This is a genomic window from Halorhodospira halophila (assembly GCF_016653405.1).
In the GTDB taxonomy this organism is placed as follows: domain Bacteria; phylum Pseudomonadota; class Gammaproteobacteria; order Nitrococcales; family Halorhodospiraceae; genus Halorhodospira; species Halorhodospira halophila_A.
Genome location: NZ_NHSN01000017.1, coordinates 167603 through 186647 on the forward strand (window position 1 = coordinate 167603; position 19045 = coordinate 186647).

The 19045-nt window shown below is 69.4% G+C and carries 21 protein-coding genes; 17 read left to right on the plus strand and 4 right to left on the minus strand.

Annotated features, from left to right (window positions below; translation table 11 throughout):
- The first annotated feature begins 3 nt into the window (after positions 1 to 3).
- The 7 genes from gcvT to ampD all read left to right on the plus strand — a co-directional run bounded on the left by gcvT (position 4) and on the right by ampD (position 6572).
- Complete coding sequence (gene gcvT, locus CCR79_RS06740) at positions 4 to 1086, plus strand: glycine cleavage system aminomethyltransferase GcvT (RefSeq protein WP_201170127.1); 1083 nt, start codon at positions 4 to 6, stop codon at positions 1084 to 1086.
- A gap of 55 nt (positions 1087 to 1141) precedes the next feature.
- Complete coding sequence (gene gcvH, locus CCR79_RS06745; RefSeq protein ID WP_201170128.1) at positions 1142 to 1534, plus strand: glycine cleavage system protein GcvH; 393 nt, start codon at positions 1142 to 1144, stop codon at positions 1532 to 1534.
- A gap of 29 nt (positions 1535 to 1563) precedes the next feature.
- The gene (gcvPA, locus tag CCR79_RS06750; RefSeq protein ID WP_201170129.1) at positions 1564 to 2946 is read left to right on the plus strand and encodes an aminomethyl-transferring glycine dehydrogenase subunit GcvPA; all 1383 of its coding nucleotides are present in this window, start codon (positions 1564 to 1566) and stop codon (positions 2944 to 2946) included.
- Positions 2947 to 2986: 40 nt separating this feature from the next.
- Positions 2987 to 3484 (plus strand): thiol peroxidase, encoded by a 498-nt coding sequence (gene tpx, locus CCR79_RS06755; RefSeq protein ID WP_201170130.1) that lies wholly within the window; start codon positions 2987 to 2989, stop codon positions 3482 to 3484.
- Positions 3485 to 3486: 2 nt separating this feature from the next.
- Positions 3487 to 4953 (plus strand): aminomethyl-transferring glycine dehydrogenase subunit GcvPB, encoded by a 1467-nt coding sequence (gene gcvPB, locus CCR79_RS06760; RefSeq protein WP_201170131.1) that lies wholly within the window; start codon positions 3487 to 3489, stop codon positions 4951 to 4953.
- A 26-nt stretch (positions 4954 to 4979) separates the two neighbouring features.
- Entirely contained in the window at positions 4980 to 5930 is a 951-nt protein-coding gene (locus tag CCR79_RS06765; protein ID WP_201170132.1) for a carbohydrate kinase family protein, read from the plus strand.
- Between the two features lie 78 nt (positions 5931 to 6008).
- A complete protein-coding gene (gene ampD, locus CCR79_RS06770; RefSeq protein ID WP_238633647.1) occupies positions 6009 to 6572 on the plus strand; it encodes a 1,6-anhydro-N-acetylmuramyl-L-alanine amidase AmpD in 564 nt (187 codons plus the stop codon).
- 8 nt (positions 6573 to 6580) lie between these two features.
- Here ampD and CCR79_RS06775 read toward each other — a convergent pair whose 3' ends face one another.
- Positions 6581 to 7417: a symmetrical bis(5'-nucleosyl)-tetraphosphatase gene (locus CCR79_RS06775; protein ID WP_201170136.1), complete on the minus strand. Its 837-nt coding sequence runs from the start codon at positions 7415 to 7417 to the stop codon at positions 6581 to 6583.
- A 53-nt stretch (positions 7418 to 7470) separates the two neighbouring features.
- A complete protein-coding gene (gene tal, locus CCR79_RS06780; RefSeq protein ID WP_201170139.1) occupies positions 7471 to 8577 on the minus strand; it encodes a transaldolase in 1107 nt (368 codons plus the stop codon).
- Between the two features lie 156 nt (positions 8578 to 8733).
- On the opposite strand from tal, the gene lptM reads away from it, so the two are divergent.
- The 10 genes from lptM to ubiB all read left to right on the plus strand — a co-directional run bounded on the left by lptM (position 8734) and on the right by ubiB (position 17641).
- Positions 8734 to 8856, plus strand: coding sequence for an LPS translocon maturation chaperone LptM (lptM, locus tag CCR79_RS06785; protein WP_201170142.1), 123 nt, complete (start codon positions 8734 to 8736; stop codon positions 8854 to 8856).
- Positions 8853 to 10106, plus strand: a complete 1254-nt coding sequence (gene lysA / locus CCR79_RS06790) for a diaminopimelate decarboxylase (protein WP_201170145.1) — start codon at positions 8853 to 8855, stop codon at positions 10104 to 10106. The genes lptM and lysA overlap by 4 nt, the downstream gene beginning before the upstream one ends.
- Before the next feature lie 19 nt (positions 10107 to 10125).
- On the plus strand, positions 10126 to 10974 hold the full coding sequence (dapF, locus tag CCR79_RS06795; protein WP_207189768.1) for a diaminopimelate epimerase: 849 nt from the start codon (positions 10126 to 10128) through the stop codon (positions 10972 to 10974).
- A gap of 18 nt (positions 10975 to 10992) precedes the next feature.
- Complete coding sequence (locus tag CCR79_RS06800) at positions 10993 to 11703, plus strand: DUF484 family protein (protein WP_201170151.1); 711 nt, start codon at positions 10993 to 10995, stop codon at positions 11701 to 11703.
- Between the two features lie 2 nt (positions 11704 to 11705).
- Positions 11706 to 12620 carry a tyrosine recombinase XerC gene (gene xerC / locus CCR79_RS06805; RefSeq protein ID WP_201170154.1) on the plus strand — a complete coding sequence of 305 codons (915 nt, stop codon included), beginning with the start codon at positions 11706 to 11708 and terminating at the stop codon, positions 12618 to 12620.
- A gap of 86 nt (positions 12621 to 12706) precedes the next feature.
- Positions 12707 to 13261, plus strand: coding sequence for an ATP-dependent protease subunit HslV (hslV, locus tag CCR79_RS06810; protein ID WP_201170157.1), 555 nt, complete (start codon positions 12707 to 12709; stop codon positions 13259 to 13261).
- A gap of 4 nt (positions 13262 to 13265) precedes the next feature.
- Positions 13266 to 14594 (plus strand): ATP-dependent protease ATPase subunit HslU, encoded by a 1329-nt coding sequence (gene hslU, locus CCR79_RS06815; protein ID WP_201170160.1) that lies wholly within the window; start codon positions 13266 to 13268, stop codon positions 14592 to 14594.
- Between the two features lie 47 nt (positions 14595 to 14641).
- Positions 14642 to 15391: a ubiquinone/menaquinone biosynthesis methyltransferase gene (locus CCR79_RS06820; protein ID WP_201170163.1), complete on the plus strand. Its 750-nt coding sequence runs from the start codon at positions 14642 to 14644 to the stop codon at positions 15389 to 15391.
- Between the two features lie 13 nt (positions 15392 to 15404).
- A complete protein-coding gene (locus CCR79_RS06825) occupies positions 15405 to 15980 on the plus strand; it encodes a ubiquinone biosynthesis accessory factor UbiJ (RefSeq protein ID WP_201170165.1) in 576 nt (191 codons plus the stop codon).
- The gene (gene ubiB / locus CCR79_RS06830) at positions 15980 to 17641 is read left to right on the plus strand and encodes a ubiquinone biosynthesis regulatory protein kinase UbiB (protein ID WP_201170166.1); all 1662 of its coding nucleotides are present in this window, start codon (positions 15980 to 15982) and stop codon (positions 17639 to 17641) included. Before CCR79_RS06825 ends, ubiB begins: the two co-directional genes overlap by 1 nt.
- Positions 17642 to 17660: 19 nt before the next feature.
- Here the strand turns inward: ubiB and CCR79_RS06835 are convergent, their stop codons facing one another.
- Positions 17661 to 18224 carry a DJ-1 family glyoxalase III gene (locus tag CCR79_RS06835; RefSeq protein ID WP_201170168.1) on the minus strand — a complete coding sequence of 188 codons (564 nt, stop codon included), beginning with the start codon at positions 18222 to 18224 and terminating at the stop codon, positions 17661 to 17663.
- Positions 18221 to 19045 (minus strand): divergent polysaccharide deacetylase family protein, encoded by an 825-nt coding sequence (locus CCR79_RS06840; RefSeq protein WP_201170170.1) that lies wholly within the window; start codon positions 19043 to 19045, stop codon positions 18221 to 18223. The genes CCR79_RS06835 and CCR79_RS06840 overlap by 4 nt, the downstream gene beginning before the upstream one ends.

The window sequence follows — 19045 nt, forward strand, 5'->3', positions numbered from 1 at the left end:
GAGATGCCGCAAAGAACTCCGCTCTACGATAGACACGTGGGCGCCGGCGCCCGCGTGGTCGATTTCGCCGGCTGGGAGATGCCGCTTCACTACGGCTCTCAGCTGGCCGAACACCAGGCCGTGCGCAGCGACGTCGGCCTGTTCGACGTCTCCCATATGGCCGTCACCGACCTCTCCGGCCCGGCTGCCCGTGGCCTGCTGCGCCAACAGCTGGCCAACGATGTCGCCAAGCTGGACGGGCGCCCCGGCCAAGCCCTCTATAGTTGCCTGCTCAACGAGCGCGGCGGTGTCGTCGACGACCTGATCGTCTACCTACGCGACGAGGAGACCTACCGCTTGGTCTCCAACGCCGCCACCCGCGAGAAGGTCCGCCCGCGGCTGCTCGAACAGGCGCAGCAGGCCGGCGTCACCGCCGAGGCCCGGGACGACCTGGCCATGGTCGCGGTCCAGGGGCCGCGGGCGACCTCCCTGCTCGAGCAGCTCTACGGCGACGAGGCTGCCGCAGCGCTGGCCTGTAAACCGTTCCAGGCGGCCACGGTGGGTGAGGTCTTTGCCGGGCGCACCGGTTACACCGGCGAGGACGGCTTCGAGCTGATCCTACCGGCCGACCAGGCCCCCGCTCTGTGGGATCGGCTGACTGAGGCCGGCGCCCAACCGTGCGGGCTCGGCGCCCGCGACAGCCTGCGCCTCGAGGCCGGACTCAACCTCAACGGCAACGAGATGGACGAGGAGACCACGCCGCTGGAGGCCGCGCTCGGGTGGACCGTGGCGTGGGCCCCGGAGGATCGCGACTTCGTCGGCCGTGCGGCACTCGAGGAGCAGCACCGCCAGGGCGTCGCCTGGCGCCTGATCGGCCTGGTGGTCGAGGGTCGCGCCCCGGCCCGCGCGGGCTACGTCGTGCGCACTGACGCTGGCGACGGGGTGATCACCAGCGGCGCCCATTCGCCGACCCTCGGCGGGCCCATCGCACTGGCCCGCATCCCCGCCGACGCCGAGGGCGATTTCCGCGTGGTCATCCGCAACCGCGAGGCCGCCGCGCGGCGTGTCAAACCGCCCTTCGTCCGCCATGGTAAGGTATGCGTCTAGCCCTTCCACGGCTTTCAGACGCGAATTCATCCCCGAATTGCGAGGAACGCATCCCATGAGTCAGGTACCTGAAGACCTCAAGTACACGCGCAACCACGAGTGGGTCCGCGTGGAAGCCGATGGCAGCGTGACGGTGGGGATCACCGAGCACGCCCAGGAGTCGCTGGGCGACCTGGTCTTCGTCGAACCGCCGGAGGCCGGAAGCCAGGTCCAGGCCGAAGAGGCGTGCGCGGTGGTCGAGTCGGTCAAGGCCGCCTCCGACGTCTACGCCCCGATCAGTGGCGAGGTCACCCAGGGCAACGAGGCCCTGGCCGACAACCCCGAGGCCGTGAACACCGACCCTTACGGCGATGGGTGGATCATGCGCATCCAGCCCGCCGACACTAGTGAGATCGACGGTCTTCTGGATGCCGCCGCCTATCAGGAGCTGGTGGCCGACGAGGGTTGAAACCCGTCCGCTAACACGGGACCCGAACGATGCCGTTTGTACCGCATACCGAGCAGGAGATCCGCGAGATGCTCGACGCCATCGGCGTCGAGCGGATCGAGGATCTCTTCGACGAAATCCCCGAATCGCTGCGTAAGGCGTCCATCGATGCCATCCCCGCCGGGATGAACGAGATGGAGGTGACGCAGCTTATGCGTCGCCGGGCCGCGCAGGACGTGCAGCCGGCCTGCTTCGTGGGCGCCGGCGCCTACGATCACCACGTTCCGGCGGCCGTCTGGGAGATCACCACCCGCGGTGAGTTCTACAGCGCTTACACGCCGTATCAGGCCGAGGCGTCGCAGGGCACCCTGCAGCTGCTCTACGAGTTCCAGACCATGATGTCGGAGCTCACCGGGCTGTACGCCTCCAACGCCTCGCTCTACGACGGCGCCACCGCGCTGGCCGAGGCGGTGCTCATGGCCGTGCGGGCCAACCGCAAGGCCAAGAGCAAGCGGGTACTGATGCCGCGCAGCGTGCATCCGTACTACCGGCGCGTGGTCGAGACCATTGTCGCCAACCAGGGCATCGAGCTGGTTGAGGCTCCCCTGGACGACACCGTCGGGCGCATCGATCCCGAGGCACTCGGCCGCTTCGAGGACGAACCCTTCGCCGCGGTGGTGGTCCCGCAGCCGAACTTCTTCGGCGCCCTCGAGGAGGTGGACCGCCTGACCGACTGGGCCCACGGTCTGAACGCCTTGGTCATTGCCGTGTGTAACCCGGTCGCTCTGGCGCTTTTGACCCCACCCGGCGAGTGGGGCAGCGAAGGCGCCGACATCGCCTGTGGCGAGGGGCAGCCGCTGGGCATCCCGCTGGCCTCCGGCGGCCCATACTTCGGCTACATGACCACGCGCAAGCAGCACGTGCGTCAACTGCCCGGCCGGATCGTCGGGCGAACGGTCGACGCCGACGGGCGAACCGGCTATACCTTGACATTGCAGGCCCGGGAGCAGCACATCCGCCGCTCCAAGGCGACGTCCAACATCTGCACCAACCAGGGGCTGATGGTCACCGCGGCCACCGTGCACCTGTCCCTGCTCGGTGCCGAGGGGCTCGCCCGCGTGGCGGCGGTCAGCCACGAGCGCACACGGGAGCTGGTACAGAAGCTGACAGCCATCGATGGAGTCGAGCGGCTCTTCGACGGCCCCTTCTTCCACGAGGTCCCGCTGCGGATCCCCGCGCCTGCCGAGGAGGTCCTGCCGACGCTCGCCCACCGCGGCGTACTCGGTGGCTACGACCTCAGTCAGGAATTCCCGGAGTGGGGTCCGGCGCTGCTCGTCTGCGCCACCGAGACCCGCACCTCCGAGGAGATCGACCGGTTCGCTGCGGCGCTGGCCGATGCCCTGCGCAACACCGGGCAGCGCGCCCGCGCCTGAGCCCCACAACCGCGCATCGTCGCGGAGGAGGTATCGCGCCATGGCCACCGTCACCCTCAAGGGCACCCCGTTCCGTACCTGCGGCGAGCTGCCGGGCACCGGCTCGGCAGCCCCGGATTTCCGGCTGGTTGACAGCGAGCTGCAGGATCACCGACTGGGCGACTTCGCCGGTCGGCGGCTGGTGCTCAACATCGTGCCGAGTCTCGACACCCCGGTGTGCAGCGCCTCGGCCAAGCGTTTCGATGAGCTGGCCCGCAGCCATGCGGAGGTCACCTTCGCCACCGTCTCCGCCGATCTGCCCTTTGCCCAGCAGCGCTTCTGTAGCGCGGAGGGCGTCGGCAACGTGGTGATGCTCTCGGCCATGCGCGATTCGGCCTTCGCCCGCGACTACGGCGTGCGCATCGAGGAGGGCCCCATGGAGGGCCTGTGCGCCCGGGCCGTGGTGATCATCGATGACGGCGGGCAGGTGGTGTACACGCAGCTCGTCCCCGAGATCGCCGAGGAACCCGACTACGACGACGTGCAGCGCGCCCTGTGATTATGACTGAGGAGTCCGAAGCTGTGCTCATCTATGACATCAGCCGTGAGGGCCGGCGTGCCTACGCCCAGGCCCCCAAGGAGGCGCCGGGGGCTGACAGCCTCCCGCGCCGTTTCCGCCGCCAGCGCCAGCCTCAACTGCCGCAGGTCTCGGAGCTGGAGACGGTGCGTCACTACACCCGGCTGTCGCAGAAGAATTTCTCCATCGACACCCATTTTTACCCGCTGGGCTCCTGCACCATGAAGTACAACCCGCGGGGTGCCAACAACCTCGCGATGCTGCCCCAGTTCCTCGAGCGCCATCCGCTGGCGCCCGACGAGACGGGGCAGGGCTTCCTGGCCTGCATCCACGAGCTCCAGCAGGATCTGGCCGTCGTCACCGGCATGCAGGATGTCACGCTGTCGGTGATGGCCGGCGCCCAGGGCGAGTTCGCCGGTGTGGCCATGATCCGCGCCTACCACGACGCACGCGGCGACGACGGGCGCACCGAGATCCTGGTGCCCGATGCGGCCCACGGCACCAATCCGGCCACTGCCACCATGTGCGGCTACAAGGTGCGCGAGATCCCCACCGGTGCCGACGGGGACGTCGACATGGAGGCGTTCAAGGCGGCCGTCGGACCGCAGACCGCCGGGATCATGCTCACCAACCCGTCGACCGTGGGGGTCTTCGAGCGGCGCATCGAGGAGATCGCCACCACCGTCCACGAGGCCGGCGGCCTGCTCTACTACGACGGCGCCAACCTCAACGCCATCCTCGGCAAGGCGCGGCCCGGGGACATGGGCTTCGACGTCATCCACATGAACCTGCACAAGACGTTCTCCACGCCCCACGGCGGCGGGGGACCGGGTGCCGGTGCGGTGGGCGTCAGCGAGCGCCTGCTACCCTACCTACCCATCCCCCGGGTCACCCGGGAGGGCGATCACTACCGCTGGCTCACCGAGACGGACTGCCCGAGTTCCATCGGCCGGCTGTGCACCTTCAACGGCAACTCCGGGGTGCTGCTGCGCGCGTACGCCTACATGCGCATGCTCGGCCGCGAGGGCATGCCCCGGGTGGCCGAGTACTCGACGCTCAACGCCAACTACCTGATGACCCGGCTGCGCGAGGCCGGCTTCACCGTGGCCTACCCGGAGCGCCGGGCCAGCCACGAGTTCATCGTCAGCCTCAAGCACGAGGCCAAGGAGCTCGGCGCCAACGTCATGGACTTCGCCAAGCGCCTGCTCGATCTCGGCTACCATGCGCCGACCACCTACTTCCCCCTGTTGGTGCCCGAGGCGTTGCTCATCGAGCCGACCGAGACCGAGTCCAAGCGCGAGCTCGACGGCTTCGTCGACGCCATGGTGCGCATCCGCGAGGAGGCGCGCGAGAACATCGACATGGTCAAGGGCGCTCCGTACCGCCTGCCCGTGCGCCGGCTCGACGACGTCAAGGCCGCGCGTGAGCTCGATCTGCGCTGGGAAGGCTAACGAACACCCACGACAAGGAGGATTCAATGTCCGCCATTATCAGCGGCTCTGTCGCTTTCGACACCATCATGGTGTTCCACGACCGCTTCCGGAACCACATCCTGCCGGAGCAGGTCCACATCCTGAACGTCTCGTTCCTGGTGCCGCAGCTGCGCCGCGAATACGGCGGCTGCGCCGGCAACATCGCCTACAACCTGAAGATGCTCGGTGAGGAGCCGCTCACCCTGGCCACCGTCGGCGCCGACATCGGCAGCTACGCCGACTGGATGACAAGCCACGGCATCGAGCAGCGCTATATCAGCACGCTCAACGAGCACTACACTGCCCAGGCCTACATCACCACCGACATGGACGACAACCAGATCACGGCGTTCCACCCGGGCGCCATGGGCGACGCCCACAAGGTTGACGTCCCCACCGACGCCGGCGGCAAGGTCGGGGTGGTCGCCCCCAACGGCCCGGAGGGCATGGTCAAGCACGCCCGGCAGTTCGTCGACGCCGGTATCCCGTTCATCTTCGACCCGGGCCAGGCCATGCCGGCGTTCGACGGTGATCAGCTGCGTGAGTTCGTCGAGGGCGCCACCTGGGTGGCGGTCAACGACTACGAGTCGCGCCTGCTCACCGAGAAGACCCACATGGAGCTCGAGGACATCGCGAACAAGGTCGAGGCGCTGATCGTGACCCGCGGCGCCGAGGGCTCCCACATCTACACCAACGGCCAGATCATCCACGTGCCGGCGGCACCGATCAGCCAGGTCGCCGACCCCACGGGTTGCGGCGACGCCTTCCGGGCCGGGCTGCTCTTCGGCCTGCTGCGCGATCTGGACTGGGAGACCACCGGCCGTATCGCCTCGCTGATGGGCGCGATCAAGGTCGAGCAGAGCGGTACGCAGAACCACTCCATCGACGCCGATAGCTTCAAGAGCCGCTACGAGTCGGCCTTCGGCACCCGCCTCGACGTGGCCATCGGCCGCTGAGGCGACCCCTTTCGACGGTATCTGATGGCCCCCGCCAGGCGGCGGGGGCCATCGGTCAACGGTTGCCGGAGCCGTCCCGTGCCCAGCAGCGGACGCTACAGCATTGATCCCGCCACAGGGCTCCTGCACCCGGCCCGCCACTGCCCTTCACCGAATCACGGCCCCCGCCCGCCTGGCTGCGTCGTCGACCTGCTGGTCCTCCACGCCATCAGCCTGCCCCCCGGGGAGTTCGGCGGCGGCTGGATCGACGAGCTGTTCACCAACCAGCTCGACCCGGCGGCTCACCCCACCTTTGAGTCGATCGCCGATCTGCGCGTCTCTGCCCACCTGCTCATCGACCGCCAAGGCAATGTCACGCAGTACGTACCGTTCCACCGCCGCGCGTGGCACGCCGGCCGCTCGTCGTTCCGGGGACGCCCCGAGTGCAACGACTTCTCGGTGGGGATCGAGCTCGAGGGCGACGAGCGCACTCCGTTCACGGAGGCTCAGTACGTGACGCTGCTCCCGGTGGTACAGACGCTGCGGGCCCGCTACCCGGCGATCAAGCCGGATCGCATCGCCGGCCACAGCGATATCGCCCCGGGACGCAAGACGGACCCGGGGCCGGCCTTCGACTGGCAGCGACTGCTCAAGGCGCTCTGAGCGGCCGCTCAGGCGTGCTCGGGACACTTGAGGCTATGCACCGCCTCGCTGCCGTCATCGATCCGCACGGCTGTCAGCGTATTGCCCCACTGGCAGCCCGTGTCGATGCTCAGCACCCCGTGGTCATTGTGGAAGCCAAGCAGCGACCAATGCCCGGTCACCAGCTTCACCGGATCCGGCGAGGCGCGCAGCCGCCTCCGGGCGACAAACCATGGGTAGTGCCCCTCTGGGGCACGGTCGGGTCGACCCTTCTCGCGCAGCAGCAGCCGACCCTGACCGTCGACGAAGCGCATGCGCATGAAGGCGTTGGTGATGAAGCGCAGCCGGTCGTAGCCCTCGAGCTCGTCGGACCACTCGATGGGCCGGTTGCCGTAGATGTTGTCCATCAGGTCGTCGAGGGGGATGTCGCCGCGCAGGGCCCGCTCCAGCTCGTGGGCGCGCAGTTTCGCCTCGGCCACGCTCCAGGCCGGCGGCAGGCCGGCGTGGGCCATGGCGTAGCCCAGGCTCTCGTCGACGTGCATCAGCGGCCGGCGCCGCAGCCACTCGATCAGCTCATCGACGTCCGGGGCATCCAAGGTGCCGCGCAGGGTATCGGCGTTCTTCAGCCGGCCGTGGCCACTCCAGACCGACATCAGGTGGATGTCGTGGTTGCCGAGGACGGTGATCGCCCGATCGCCGAGCTCGTTGCGCACCAAGCGCAGCACACCGAGCGAGTCCGGGCCACGGTTGACCAGATCGCCCACGAACCAGATCGTGTCCTGCGCCGGATCGAAGCGGATCTGCTCCAGTAGTCGCTTGAGCGGGTCGCAGCATCCCTGGATGTCACCGATCGCGTACGTGGCCAATGGCAGCCTCCTTCCTCTGCATGACGCCTACGGGATCTCGGCGGGTCAGGGTCTCACGTCCCGGCGGCGGCCTGCAGCTTTTTCTCCAGGGCCTCGAGCAGGGCCCGGTGGGCCTGGACGAAGGCATCGATTCCCTCGCGCTCAAGTTCGGCGAGGACACCGTCGAGGTCGATGCCCTGCGCCCGCAGCTCGTCGAGCACCGCGGGCGCCTGCTCGAGCCGCTCGGTGATCCGCTCCTGCGGCTGGCCGTCCCGGCGGTATGCCTCGTAGGTGGCCGGCGGCAAGGTGGTGACGGTCTCCGGGCCGGCAAGCGCCTCGACATAGTAGGTCTCCGGGTAGCGCTCGCCCTTGACCCCGGTGCTAGCCCAGAGCAGCCGCTGGGGCCGCGCTCCGGCCTCGGCCAGGGCGGCGAAGCCGGCGCCGTGGAAGATCTCCCGATAGACCGAGTAGGCGGTCCGCGCGTTGGCGATGGCCGCCTGCCCGGGCGGCACGGGCGCCGACGCATCGTCCGACAACAGCGGATCGATCTTGGCGTCGAGGCGGCTGATGAACAGGCTCGCCACCGACGCCGGCGCGGCGACCGGATCCCCGGCCTGACGGCGCCGCTCAAGGGCGCGCACGTACGCATCGGCCACCTGCCGGTAGCGCTCGACCCCGAAGATCAGGGTCACGTTCACCGGTATGCCCCGGACCGTCAGCTCCTCGAAGGCCTCCACGCCGGCCGAGGTGGCGGGGACTTTGATCATGACGTTGGGCTCGCCGGCCTCGGCGGAGAGGCGCAGAGCCTCCGTGACTGTGCCGCGCGCATCCCCGGCCAGATCCGGTGACACCTCCATGCTGACGTAGCCGTCGACGCCGTCGCTGGCCTCATAAACCCGACGCAGGACCCGCGCCGCGGCGCGGATGTCGTCCATGGCCAGCGCCTCGAAGACCGCTTCCGGGTCACGGCCGACCTGCCCGATCGCCTCGGTGATGGCCTGGTCGTAGGCGTCGGTGCCACCGATCGCCTTCTGGAAGATGGCCGGATTGGTGGTCACGCCGCTCAGCCCGTCCTCCCGGACCAGGCGCTCCAGCTCCTCCGGCAGCATGCCGCGATGGATGTTGTCGTACCAGACGCTCTGCCCGACGCCGGCCAGCCCTCGAAGCGGATTGTCCGTCATGACCCCTCTCAATGCCTTAGTTTATCTGATGGTTGGATCAGTATAACGAGGGGGTCCGGGGACGGAAACCGCGGAACGGCCGGCACCCGCCGCCCTCACGATGGGCCCCGCTAGCCGCTATAATGAGCGGTTTATCACCCATCCGTGGAGAGGCTCATGCCTACGCGATCCCGGACGGCGGCGCTGGTGCTGCTCGCCCTGCTGATCCTCGCCGGTGGCTGCGGCCAGAAGGCCGATCTCTACCTCCCCGACGAAAGCGGCGAAGAGGACCCGTCATGACGCACCCCGGCTTCACCCGACACGATGACCGCCTGTGGGTGGAATCACTGCCCCTCGACGAGGTGGCCGAGCGTTACGGCACCCCCTGTTACGTCTACTCCCGCGCCGCTATCGAGGCGCGCTGGAATCGCTACCGCACCGCCCTCGGCAGCGATGCCGATATCTGCTACGCAGTCAAGGCCAACGGCAACCTCGGCCTGCTCAATCTGCTCGCCCGCCACGGCGCCGGCTTCGACATCGTCTCGGGCGGCGAACTGGAACGGGTCCTGCGCGCCGGCGGGGAAGCCGCGCGGGTGGTCTTCTCCGGCGTTGGCAAGGGCACCGACGAGATCCGCCGCGCGCTGCGCGCCGGCATCCGCTGCTTCAACGTGGAGTCCGCCGCCGAGCTCGAACGCATCGCCGGCGTCGCGGAGGCCGAGGGCGCCCCGGCGCCGGTGGCCCTGCGGGTCAACCCCGACGTCAACCCCGAGACCCACCCCTACATCGCCACCGGACTGGCACAGAGCAAGTTCGGGATCGCCCTCGACGAGGCCGAAGCCCTCTATCGGCAGGCGGCCGACGACCCACGCCTGCAGGTACGCGGCATCGCCTGCCACATCGGCTCGCAACTGCTCTCGGTGGCTCCCCTGACCGAGGCCGCCGAGCGGCTGGCGGCACTGGCGCGCCGTCTGCAGGAGCAGGGGATCGTCCTGGACCACGTCGACGCCGGCGGGGGGCTCGGGGTGCACTACGTCGATGAGCGGCCACCGAGCCCGGCGGAGCACATCGAGGCCGTCACGGCGCCGCTGCGGGATCTCGGGGTGGCGGTTCTGGTCGAGCCGGGCCGGGCCATCGTCGCCGAGGCCGGCGTCCTGGTCACGCGCATCGAGTATCTCAAACAAAACGGAGGCAGGGAGTTCGCCATCGTCGACGCCGGCATGAACGACTACCTGCGCCCGGCGCTCTACGACGCCGCCCACACCGTCGAGTCCATCGCCCCGACGAGCGCGCACTGCCGCCCGGTGGATGTGGTCGGACCGGTGTGCGAGTCCGCAGATACCTTCGCCCGCGATTGCCCGCTGCCGGCCGCCGCCGGCGGTCTGCTGGCCATCCGCAGCGCCGGCGCCTACGGCGCCGTCATGGCTTCAGCGTATAACGCCCGGCCTCGGCCGCCGGAGGTACTCGTCGACGGTCCCCGGAGCCACCTGATCCGCCGCCGTGAGACCCTCGACGAGCTGATGACCGGGGAAGCGTCTCTACCGGAGGACTGAAGCCGTGCGCTTTACCAAGATGGAGGCGCTGGGCAACGACTTCGTCGTCCTCGACGGCGTCCGCCAGCGCCTGGAGCTGACCACCGAGACCATCCGCAGCCTGGCCGACCGCCGGCTCGGCGTCGGCTGTGACCAGCTGCTGGTCGCCGAGCCGCCGGCGCACGTCGCCGCCGACGTCCGCTACCGGATCTTCAACGCCGACGGCGGCGAGGTCGAGCATTGCGGCAATGGCGTCCGCTGTCTGGCCCGCTTCCTAATCGACGAGGGGCTGGCCGCGCCGGGGGTGCTGCGGATCGAGACGGACGGCCGGATCACCGAGGCGGAGCCCCGCGACGACGGCCAGGTGAGCGTCGACATGGGTCCACCGGAACTCGAGCCCGCACGGATCCCGTTCCAGGCGCCGGTGAGGCAGGAGGCGTACCGGCTGGCCACTAGCAGCGGTGAGCGGACCATCGGTGCGGTCTCGTTGGGCAACCCGCACGCCGTCCTCCGCGTCGACGACGTCGACACCGCCGCCGTGGCCGAGCTTGGGGCCGAGATCGAGCGGCACGCGCGCTTCCCGCGGCGGGTCAACGTCGGCTTCATGGAGGTCTGCAGCCGCGATCGGATCCGTCTGCGTGTCTTCGAGCGCGGCGTCGGCGAGACGCCGGCCTGCGGCACCGGGGCGTGTGCCGCCGTGGTCGCCGGCCGCCTGCGCGACTGGCTCGACACCACGGTGACCGTGGAGCTGACCGGCGGAGTGCTCGTGATACACTGGCGCGGTCCCGGGCGCTCGGTGTGGATGACCGGCCCGGCACGCACCGTTTTCCGCGGCGAGATCGAGCTACCCGCCTCCGCCGCGGTGACGCCCCGGGGACCGACCCGCTAAGCAAGCAGGACGAACGGTGTGACAGAGAGCGCGAAGCGTGAAGAGGCCCCGCTGCTCGACGAGGCCGAGGTGGCCGCCTACCTGGTCGAACACCCCGACCTGCTGCACCGCCACCCCGAAGTTCTCGCGCGGCTCGAACTCCGCCACGACTGCGGCGATGCCACCTCGCTGATCGAACACCAGGTCCGGGTCCTGCGCGAGGAGAGTGCGGGGCTGCGCCGGCGTCTCGACGACATGGTCCGGGTGGCCCGGCAGAACGAGGGAACCGCCGAACGGCTCCACGAGCTGACCCTGGACCTGTTCGCCGCCGACGACCTGCAGGCGGCGGTCGAGGCCCTGCGTGCCGGACTGCGCGAGGGTTTCCAGGCCGATGCCGTCGGTCTGCTGCTCATCGCCCCGGAGCAGGGCAGTGCCGCGGCGCGCGAGCCCCTCCCCGAGTTGCTCGGCGACGGCGACCCGACGCTGACCTGCTTCAGGCCCCTGCTCGAGCGCGGCCGCCCCAGCTGCGGGGCACCCACCGACGCCCAGGCCCGGACCATCTTTCCGGACACCGAGACAACCGTGGCCAGTGCCGCACTGGTACCGATGATCGACGAGCGTGCCGTGGGCGTGCTCGGCATCGGCAGCAGCGATCCCCAGCGCTACCACCCGGGCCAGGGCACGGTCTTCCTGCGCCGGCTCGGTACCACCGCGGCGCGCGTATTCGACCGGCTCCTGCACCGGGGGTAGCCTTGGACCTTAGCTGGCTGGAGCGGTTCGACCGCCACCTGGCCACGGAGCGCCGCCTGGCTGAACCGACACGGCAGCGCTACCGCCAGGATCTGGAGGCCTTCGCCGCCTATTGCGCCGAGCAGGACCTCTCCAGCTGGTCCGCCGTGAATCACGACGTGGTCCGTGCCTGGGTCGCCCGCGGCCGCCGTCGCGGCCTGGCCGGCCGCACCCTAGGCCGGCAGCTGGCCGCGCTGCGCAGCTTCTATCGCTTCCTGATCCGGGAAGGGGCGGCCGCCGCGGACCCGGCCGCCGAGGTGCGTCCGCCACAGACCCCGCGGCGCCTGCCCGGCACCCTCGACCCGGACGAGGCGGCCGGACTGCTCGACGGCGCCGACTTCGAGCACCCGCTCCAGGCCCGCGACGCCGCGCTCTACGAGCTCATCTACTCCAGCGGGCTGCGCCTCTCCGAGGTGGTCGGGCTGAACGTGATGGACATCGACCGGCGCGACGGGCTGGTCCGCGTGCTGCGCGGCAAGGGCGCCAAGGACCGGGTGGTGCCGGTCGGACGCCAAGCCCTGCGAGCCCTCGACGCCTGGCTCCGCCACCGACCGGCTTGGGCGGACGCCGAGGAGACCGCCGTGTTCGTCGGCCGCCACGGTGCGCGGCTGGGTCCGCGCACCGTGCAGCGCCGGCTCCAGCGCCTGGCCCGACTGCGCGGGGTCCAACGGCGGGTCCACCCGCACATGCTCCGCCACTCCTTCGCCACACACATGCTCGAGTCCAGCGGCGACCTGCGCGCCGTCCAGGAGCTGCTCGGGCACGCCGACATCTCCACCACCCAGATCTACACGCACCTCGACTTCCAGCACCTGGCCCAGGTCTACGACCGCGCCCACCCCCGAGCCCGGCGGCGCCGGGACCCGGATCCGGAGTGAACCGCGGGCTCGGTGCCACGGCAGCGTCGACCCGCGGGCGATGCTCTCGGGTACAATGAGCGGCGCGAACACTCAGGAGGCCGATCTTGGAAACACTGCACGGCACCACCATCCTCGCCGTCCGCCGCGAGGGGCAGGTCGCCCTCGGCGGCGACGGACAGGTCACCCTCGGGCACACGGTGCTCAAGGGCAACGCGCGCAAGGTCCGCCGGCTCTACCACGGCCGGGTTCTGGCCGGTTTTGCCGGCGCCACGGCGGACGCATTCACACTGTTCGAGCGCTTCGAGGCGCAGCTTGAGAAGCACCACGGGCAACTGGCCCGCTCCGCCGTCGAGCTGGCCAAGGAGTGGCGCTCGGACCGCGTCCTGCGCCGCCTGGAGGCCCTGCTCGTGGTCGCCAACACCGAATCCCTACTGACGCTCTCCGGTACCGGCGACGTCATCGAGCCGGAGCACGACCTGATGGCCGTCGGCTCCGGCGGTCCCTACGCCCAGGCCGCCGGCCGGGCCCTGCTCGAGTCCACCGAATTGCCCGCGGCCCAGATAACCCAGCGGGCGCTGGAGATCGCCGGCGATATCTGCGTCTATACCAACCGCCACATCACCGTGGAGACGCTGCCCGAGACCCGTGAGGAGTCGTAACGACATGTCGGAAGCCACGATGACCCCGCGCGAGATCGTCCAGGAGCTGGACAAGCACATCGTCGGCCAGGGCGAGGCGAAGCGCGCCGTGGCCATCGCCCTGCGCAATCGCTGGCGGCGCATGCAGGTCGACGAGCCGCTGCGCAGCGAGATCACCCCCAAGAACATCCTCATGATCGGCCCCACTGGCGTCGGCAAGACCGAGATCGCCCGCCGGCTGGCACGGTTGGCGCGGGCGCCGTTCATCAAGATCGAGGCGACCAAGTTCACCGAGGTCGGCTACGTCGGCCGCGACGTCGAGTCGATCATCCGCGACCTCACCGACCTGGCCCTGAAGCTGGTTCGCGAAGAGGCCATGGCCGAGATGCGCCACAAGGCCGATCGGGCCGTTGAGGACCGCCTGCTCGACACCCTGCTGCCCGGGCCCAGCGGCGGCGGACCCGAGGACGTAGAGAACCGCACCCGGGAGAAGTTCCGGCAGAAGCTGCGCAACGGCGAACTCGACGACCGCGAGATCGAGGTCGAGGTCCAGGCCAGCGGGCCCGGCGTGGACATCATGGCTCCGCCGGGGATGGAGGAGATGTCCAACCAGCTCCAGGGGCTGTTCCGCAACATGGGCCAGGAGCGGACCCAGCGGCGCAAGCTAACCGTCGCCGAGGCCAAACGGGTGCTGCGGGACGAGGAAGCCGCCAAACTGGTCAACGAGGAAGAGGTCAAGGCCGAGGCCGTCAAGCGGGTCGAGGAGCAGGGCATCGTCTTCCTCGATGAGGTCGACAAGGTCACCAAGCGTGCCGAGCAGAGCGGCGGCGGGGACGTCTCCCGCGAGGGCGTCCAGCGCGACCTGCTGCCGCTGGTCGAGGGCGCCACGGTCTCCACCAAGCACGGCATGGTGCGTACCGACCATATCCTGTTCATCGCCTCCGGCGCCTTCCACGTTGCCAAGCCCTCGGATCTGATCCCGGAGCTCCAGGGGCGCCTGCCCATCCGCGTTGAACTGGAGGCCCTGGGCACCGAAGAGTTCGTGCGCATCCTCACCGAGCCGAGCAGCTCGCTGGTGGCGCAGTACCGGGCCCTGATGGCCGCCGAGGGATTGACCCTGGAATTCACCGACGACGGCGTGCGCCGCATCGCCGAGATCGCCCGTCAGGTCAACGAGCGAACCGAGAACATCGGCGCCCGGCGCCTGCACACCGTGATGGAACGCCTGCTCGAGCAGCTCTCCTACGAGGCGGCGGACCACAGCGGCCAGACCCGCACCGTCGATGCGGCCTATGTGGAAGAGCACCTGGCCGGCCTGGCCGAGGACGAGGACCTGAGTCGGTACATCCTGTGACCGGCCCATCCGAGACAACCCGCAGGGGCGGGTAGGGGGAGGACAGCGTGAGCGACGACAAGACCACCCACTTCGGCTACCGCGAGGTCCCGCTGGAGGAGAAGGCCAAGCGGGTCGGCTCGGTTTTCGATTCGGTGGCGGACCGCTACGACTTCATGAACGACCTGATGTCCGGTGGCCTGCACCGCATCTGGAAACGCCAGACCATCGGCCAGACCGTGCTGCGCCCGGGCCACGAGGTTCTGGACATCGCTTCGGGCACCGGCGATCTGGCCAGCCTGGCGCTGCCCCGCGTTGGCCCCGAAGGCCGGGTGGTGATGAGCGACATCAACCTCTCCATGCTCGCCCGGGGGCGGGACCGCATGATCGACGAGGGCGTCGGCGAACAGGCTGCTTGCGTCCTTGCCGACGCCGAGGAACTGCCCTTTCCCGACGCCTCCTTCGATCGGGTGACCATCGGTTTCGGTCTGCGCAACGTCACCCGCAAGGAAAACGCCCTGGCCGAGATGCGCCGCGTGCTACGCCCCGGTGGACGGGCTGTGATCCTCGAGTTCTCCCACGTGTACGTCTCGGCACTGCGACCACTCTACGACCTCTACTCCTTCCGCATCATGCCGATGATGGGCAAGCTGGTGGTCAACGATGCGGAGAGCTACCGCTACCTGGCCGAGTCGATCCGCATGCACCCCGAGGCCCCGGTGCTCAAGGGCATGATGGAGGAGGCCGGCTTCGAGGACTGCGACTACACCCTGCTCACCGCCGGTGTGGCTGCCATCCACACCGGCTGGGTCTACTGAAGACGCCGATGCCATGCTCGACGCCCTGATCAACCGCTGGATCCACCTGGATCCCGACGCCGCCGAGCTGCTCGCCCCGCTGCTCGGCCGGCGGGTGCGTCTGAGCGTGGAGGGATTCCCGCACTTGGTGGTGCGCTTCCGCGAATCGGGTGTCGTGCTCTGCGGCAGCGGGGCCGACGCCGACGAGGAGACCGACGCCGAGATCATCGCCAGCCGCGAGGCACTGACGGCGCTACTGAGTCAGGGCAGCGACGCCGTGGGACGACTGCGCATCCGCGGTGAGGTGGCGGTGGTCGAGCACCTGCGCAACCTGTTCAGCGGCCTGCGCCCGGACTGGGAGGAACCGCTGGCGCGCCTGCTCGGCGACCCATTGGCACAGTGGAGCGCCGACACCCTGCGCAACGCAGGCCGCTGGCTCAACGACAGCGCGCAGCAGAGCGCCACCGACCTCGGCGAGTGGCTGGCCGAGGAGTCCGGCCTAGTGCCGGAGCCCGAGCGCGCCCGCGCCTTCCTGGAAGACGTGGACCGCCTGCGCGCTGACACCGACCGCCTCGCCGTACGCATCCAGCGGCTGGAACGAGGGCGCTGATGATCGGACCGCGTCGCCTGTTGCGCCTGACCCGGATCCAGCTGGTGATGCTCCGCAACGGCGTCGACGACGTCGTGTTGGCGGCCCCCATCTTCCGCCCGCTGCGCTTTCTGGTCATCTTCATGCCCTGGCGCTGGGTACGGCGCAAGGTCCCCCGCGGGGTGCGCGTCCGGCGTGCCCTGGAGGAGCTGGGACCGATCTTCGTCAAGCTCGGGCAGATCCTGTCGACGCGCCAGGACTTGCTCCCGGCCGACGTTGCCCGTGAGCTGGCGCGGCTACAGGATCGCGTACCGCCGTTCCCCCATGAGGATGCCCGGCGCATCGTCGAGCGGACCTACGGTTGCCCCATCCAGGACGTCTTCGCCCACTTCGAGGACACCCCCATCGCCTCGGCCTCTATCGCCCAGGTCCACGGCGCGCAGCTGCACGACGGCAGCGAGGTGGTGGTCAAGGTGGTACGCCCGGGCATCCCGGCGGTCATCCGCCGCGACCTGGACCTGCTACATACCGCCGCCGCCCTGGCCGAGCGCTACGTACCCGACGCACGACGTCTGCACCCGGTGGACGTCATCCGCGAGTTCGAGAAGAACCTCTACGACGAGCTCGACCTCATGCGCGAGGCGGCCAACGCCTCGCAGCTGCGGCGCAACTTCGAGAACTCGGAGCTGCTCTACGTGCCAGCCGTCTACTGGCGCTACACCGGGCGCAACGTAATGGTCATGGAGCGGGTGCACGGGTTGCCGATCAGCGACATCGAGGCCCTCAAGGCCCACGGCATCGACCTCAAGAAGCTCGCCGAGCGCGGCACCGAGATCTTCTTTACCCAGGTCTTCCGCGACAGCTTCTTCCACGCGGACATGCACCCGGGCAACATCTTCGTCGACCCCACGCGGCCCACCGAGCCGCGTTACATCGCGATCGACTTCGGCATCATGGGTTCGCTGGCACCGACGGACCACCACTACCTGGCCGGTAATTTCATGGCCTTCTTCAACCGGGACTACCGGCGGGTGGCCGAATTGCACGTCGAGTCGGGATGGGTCCCGGCAGGTACCCGGGTCGAGGAGTTCGAGGCCGCCATCCGTACCGTCTGCGAACCGGCCTTCGCCCGCCCGCTGCACGAGATCTCCTTCGCCCAGCTGCTGCTGCGGCTGTTCCAGACCGGCCGGCGCTTCAACATGGAGGTGCAGCCGCAGCTGGTGCTGCTGCAGAAGACCCTGCTCAACATCGAGGGGCTGGGCCGCAACCTCTACCCCGATCTGGACCTGTGGACCACGGCCAAACCATTCCTGGAGCGCTGGATGCGCGAGGAGCTGGGCCCGGCGGCAGCGCTGCGCAACATCCGCAAACAGCTGCCGGAGTGGGGGGACAAGCTACCGGAGCTGCCCAACCGAATCGACCGCGGGCTGGACGACCTGGCCAGCATGCGCGCGGAACTCCACCGCCACTGCCAGGAGATGGAACAGCTGCGTCGGGAGGTCGACCGGGGCAACCGACGGGTCTACGCCGCCATCGCCGGGGCTGCGCTGATCATCGCCGCCGTGCTCAGCCACACCGGCGAGGGGACGCCCGAGGCCTGGGCCGATGTGCCCCCGGCCACCTGGGGCCTGGGCGGACTGGGGCTGATGGCTTTGGTTCTGGCCCTGCCGTGGCGGCGTTGAGCCGCCACGGCCGAGCAACTCAGTAGCGCTGGTGTGAGAGCGGACGCTGCAGGGTACCCTCAACCTCGGCCGCCTTCTCGTCACCGTAGACAACCTCGATCAGGCGCAAGGCGAAGTCCATCGCCGTCCCCGGCCCGCGCGAGGTGATCAGGTTGTCGTCGATGACCACCGCGCTATCCTCCGGCTCAATGCCGTGGCGCTCGAGCTGGGTCGGGAAGGCAGTGGCCCGGCGCCCCTGCAGGACGCCTGCCTCGGCAAGCACGCGCGGGGCAGCGCAGATCGCCGCGATCCAGCCGTCGCTCTCATTCTGCGCCTGCAGCATGCGGACGATGCGGGCGTCACTCTCCAGCCGCTCGGCGCCGCCCAGTCCGCCGGGCAGCACGATCAGGTCGAAGCTCTCCTCGGCAACGCGGTCCAGGTCGGTATCCGGGACCAATTGCACGCCGCGACTGGCGCGCACCGTTCCCGATTCCAGGCCGGCGACCACCACTTCGGCTCCGGCCCGGCGCAGCAGGTCGATCACCGTGACTGCCTCCAGCTCCTCACAGCCTTCGGCCAGCGGAACCAGAACTCGTACACTCATCGTCGATCTCCCTTGATTGGATCGGTGGCCGGTTCATCAACCAGCTCGCCGGCGGGGACGAGAGTCACACCCCGCTCGCGCAGTCCGGGCAATTCCTCCTCCAGCAGATCCAGGGTCTCGGGGTAGGGATGGCCGATGGCGATCACCCCCTGACCCTGTTGCGCCAGGGCCACGAAACGCTCGAACTGCTCGGCGATCACATCGGCATCGCGCTGCGGGTCCAAGAAGACGTGGCGCACGGCGTTATCCACGCCCTGCTCATCGGCCATCCGCTGAGCCACCGAGCGCGCCGAGGTACGACTGTCGATGAAGTACAGATCGTCGCGCGCCGCCAGTTCCTCCATCAACCACGTCATGTGCCCGGGGTGGCGCGTGATGAGGCTGCCCATGTGGTTGTTGACGCCGGCGGCGTGGGGAACCGCCTCCAAGGCACGGGCCACAGTCTCGCGCACCTGCACCTCGTCCATATCGAGGAACAACGCACCGGGGCCAGGATCGGCCCCGTTCTTTGCCTCCATGGGAAGGTGCAGCATCACCTCGCGACCGCGCTCATGGGCGCGCTCGGCCAGGTATCGGCCGTGGGGGGTGTGCGGCAACACCGAGAGCGTCACCCCCGCATCCAGGTCAATGGCGCGCCGCCCCGCGGCCCGGTCGTCGCCGACGTCGTCGATGATCAGCGCCGCCGGCTGGCCGGCCGGCGTCTCCGCCCGCGGTTCGGGGAACGACATCCAGTCTGTGCCCGCCGGCCCATGCGCGGCGAGCGGCGCACCCCAGACCGCCAGGACGCCGGCCGCGAAGAACCCTCGATAACCCTTCGCCAT

What these genes read in the sequence shown, in the direction of transcription:
- lysA (WP_201170145.1), top strand. Translation starts at nt 8,853, where the DNA reads ATGACGCACCCCGGCTTCACCCGACACGATGACCGCCTGTGGGTGGAA.
- tpx (WP_201170130.1), top strand. Translation starts at nt 2,987, where the DNA reads ATGGCCACCGTCACCCTCAAGGGCACCCCGTTCCGTACCTGCGGCGAG.
- ubiB (WP_201170166.1), top strand. Translation starts at nt 15,980, where the DNA reads ATGATCGGACCGCGTCGCCTGTTGCGCCTGACCCGGATCCAGCTGGTG.
- dapF (WP_207189768.1), top strand. Translation starts at nt 10,126, where the DNA reads ATGGAGGCGCTGGGCAACGACTTCGTCGTCCTCGACGGCGTCCGCCAG.
- hslU (WP_201170160.1), top strand. Translation starts at nt 13,266, where the DNA reads ATGTCGGAAGCCACGATGACCCCGCGCGAGATCGTCCAGGAGCTGGAC.
- CCR79_RS06765 (WP_201170132.1), top strand. Translation starts at nt 4,980, where the DNA reads ATGTCCGCCATTATCAGCGGCTCTGTCGCTTTCGACACCATCATGGTG.
- gcvPA (WP_201170129.1), top strand. Translation starts at nt 1,564, where the DNA reads ATGCCGTTTGTACCGCATACCGAGCAGGAGATCCGCGAGATGCTCGAC.
- tal (WP_201170139.1), bottom strand. Translation starts at nt 8,577, where the DNA reads ATGACGGACAATCCGCTTCGAGGGCTGGCCGGCGTCGGGCAGAGCGTC.
- lptM (WP_201170142.1), top strand. Translation starts at nt 8,734, where the DNA reads ATGCCTACGCGATCCCGGACGGCGGCGCTGGTGCTGCTCGCCCTGCTG.
- gcvH (WP_201170128.1), top strand. Translation starts at nt 1,142, where the DNA reads ATGAGTCAGGTACCTGAAGACCTCAAGTACACGCGCAACCACGAGTGG.
- CCR79_RS06825 (WP_201170165.1), top strand. Translation starts at nt 15,405, where the DNA reads ATGCTCGACGCCCTGATCAACCGCTGGATCCACCTGGATCCCGACGCC.
- gcvPB (WP_201170131.1), top strand. Translation starts at nt 3,487, where the DNA reads ATGACTGAGGAGTCCGAAGCTGTGCTCATCTATGACATCAGCCGTGAG.
- CCR79_RS06840 (WP_201170170.1), bottom strand. Translation starts at nt 19,045, where the DNA reads ATGGCGAAGGGTTATCGAGGGTTCTTCGCGGCCGGCGTCCTGGCGGTC.
- gcvT (WP_201170127.1), top strand. Translation starts at nt 4, where the DNA reads ATGCCGCAAAGAACTCCGCTCTACGATAGACACGTGGGCGCCGGCGCC.
- CCR79_RS06835 (WP_201170168.1), bottom strand. Translation starts at nt 18,224, where the DNA reads ATGAGTGTACGAGTTCTGGTTCCGCTGGCCGAAGGCTGTGAGGAGCTG.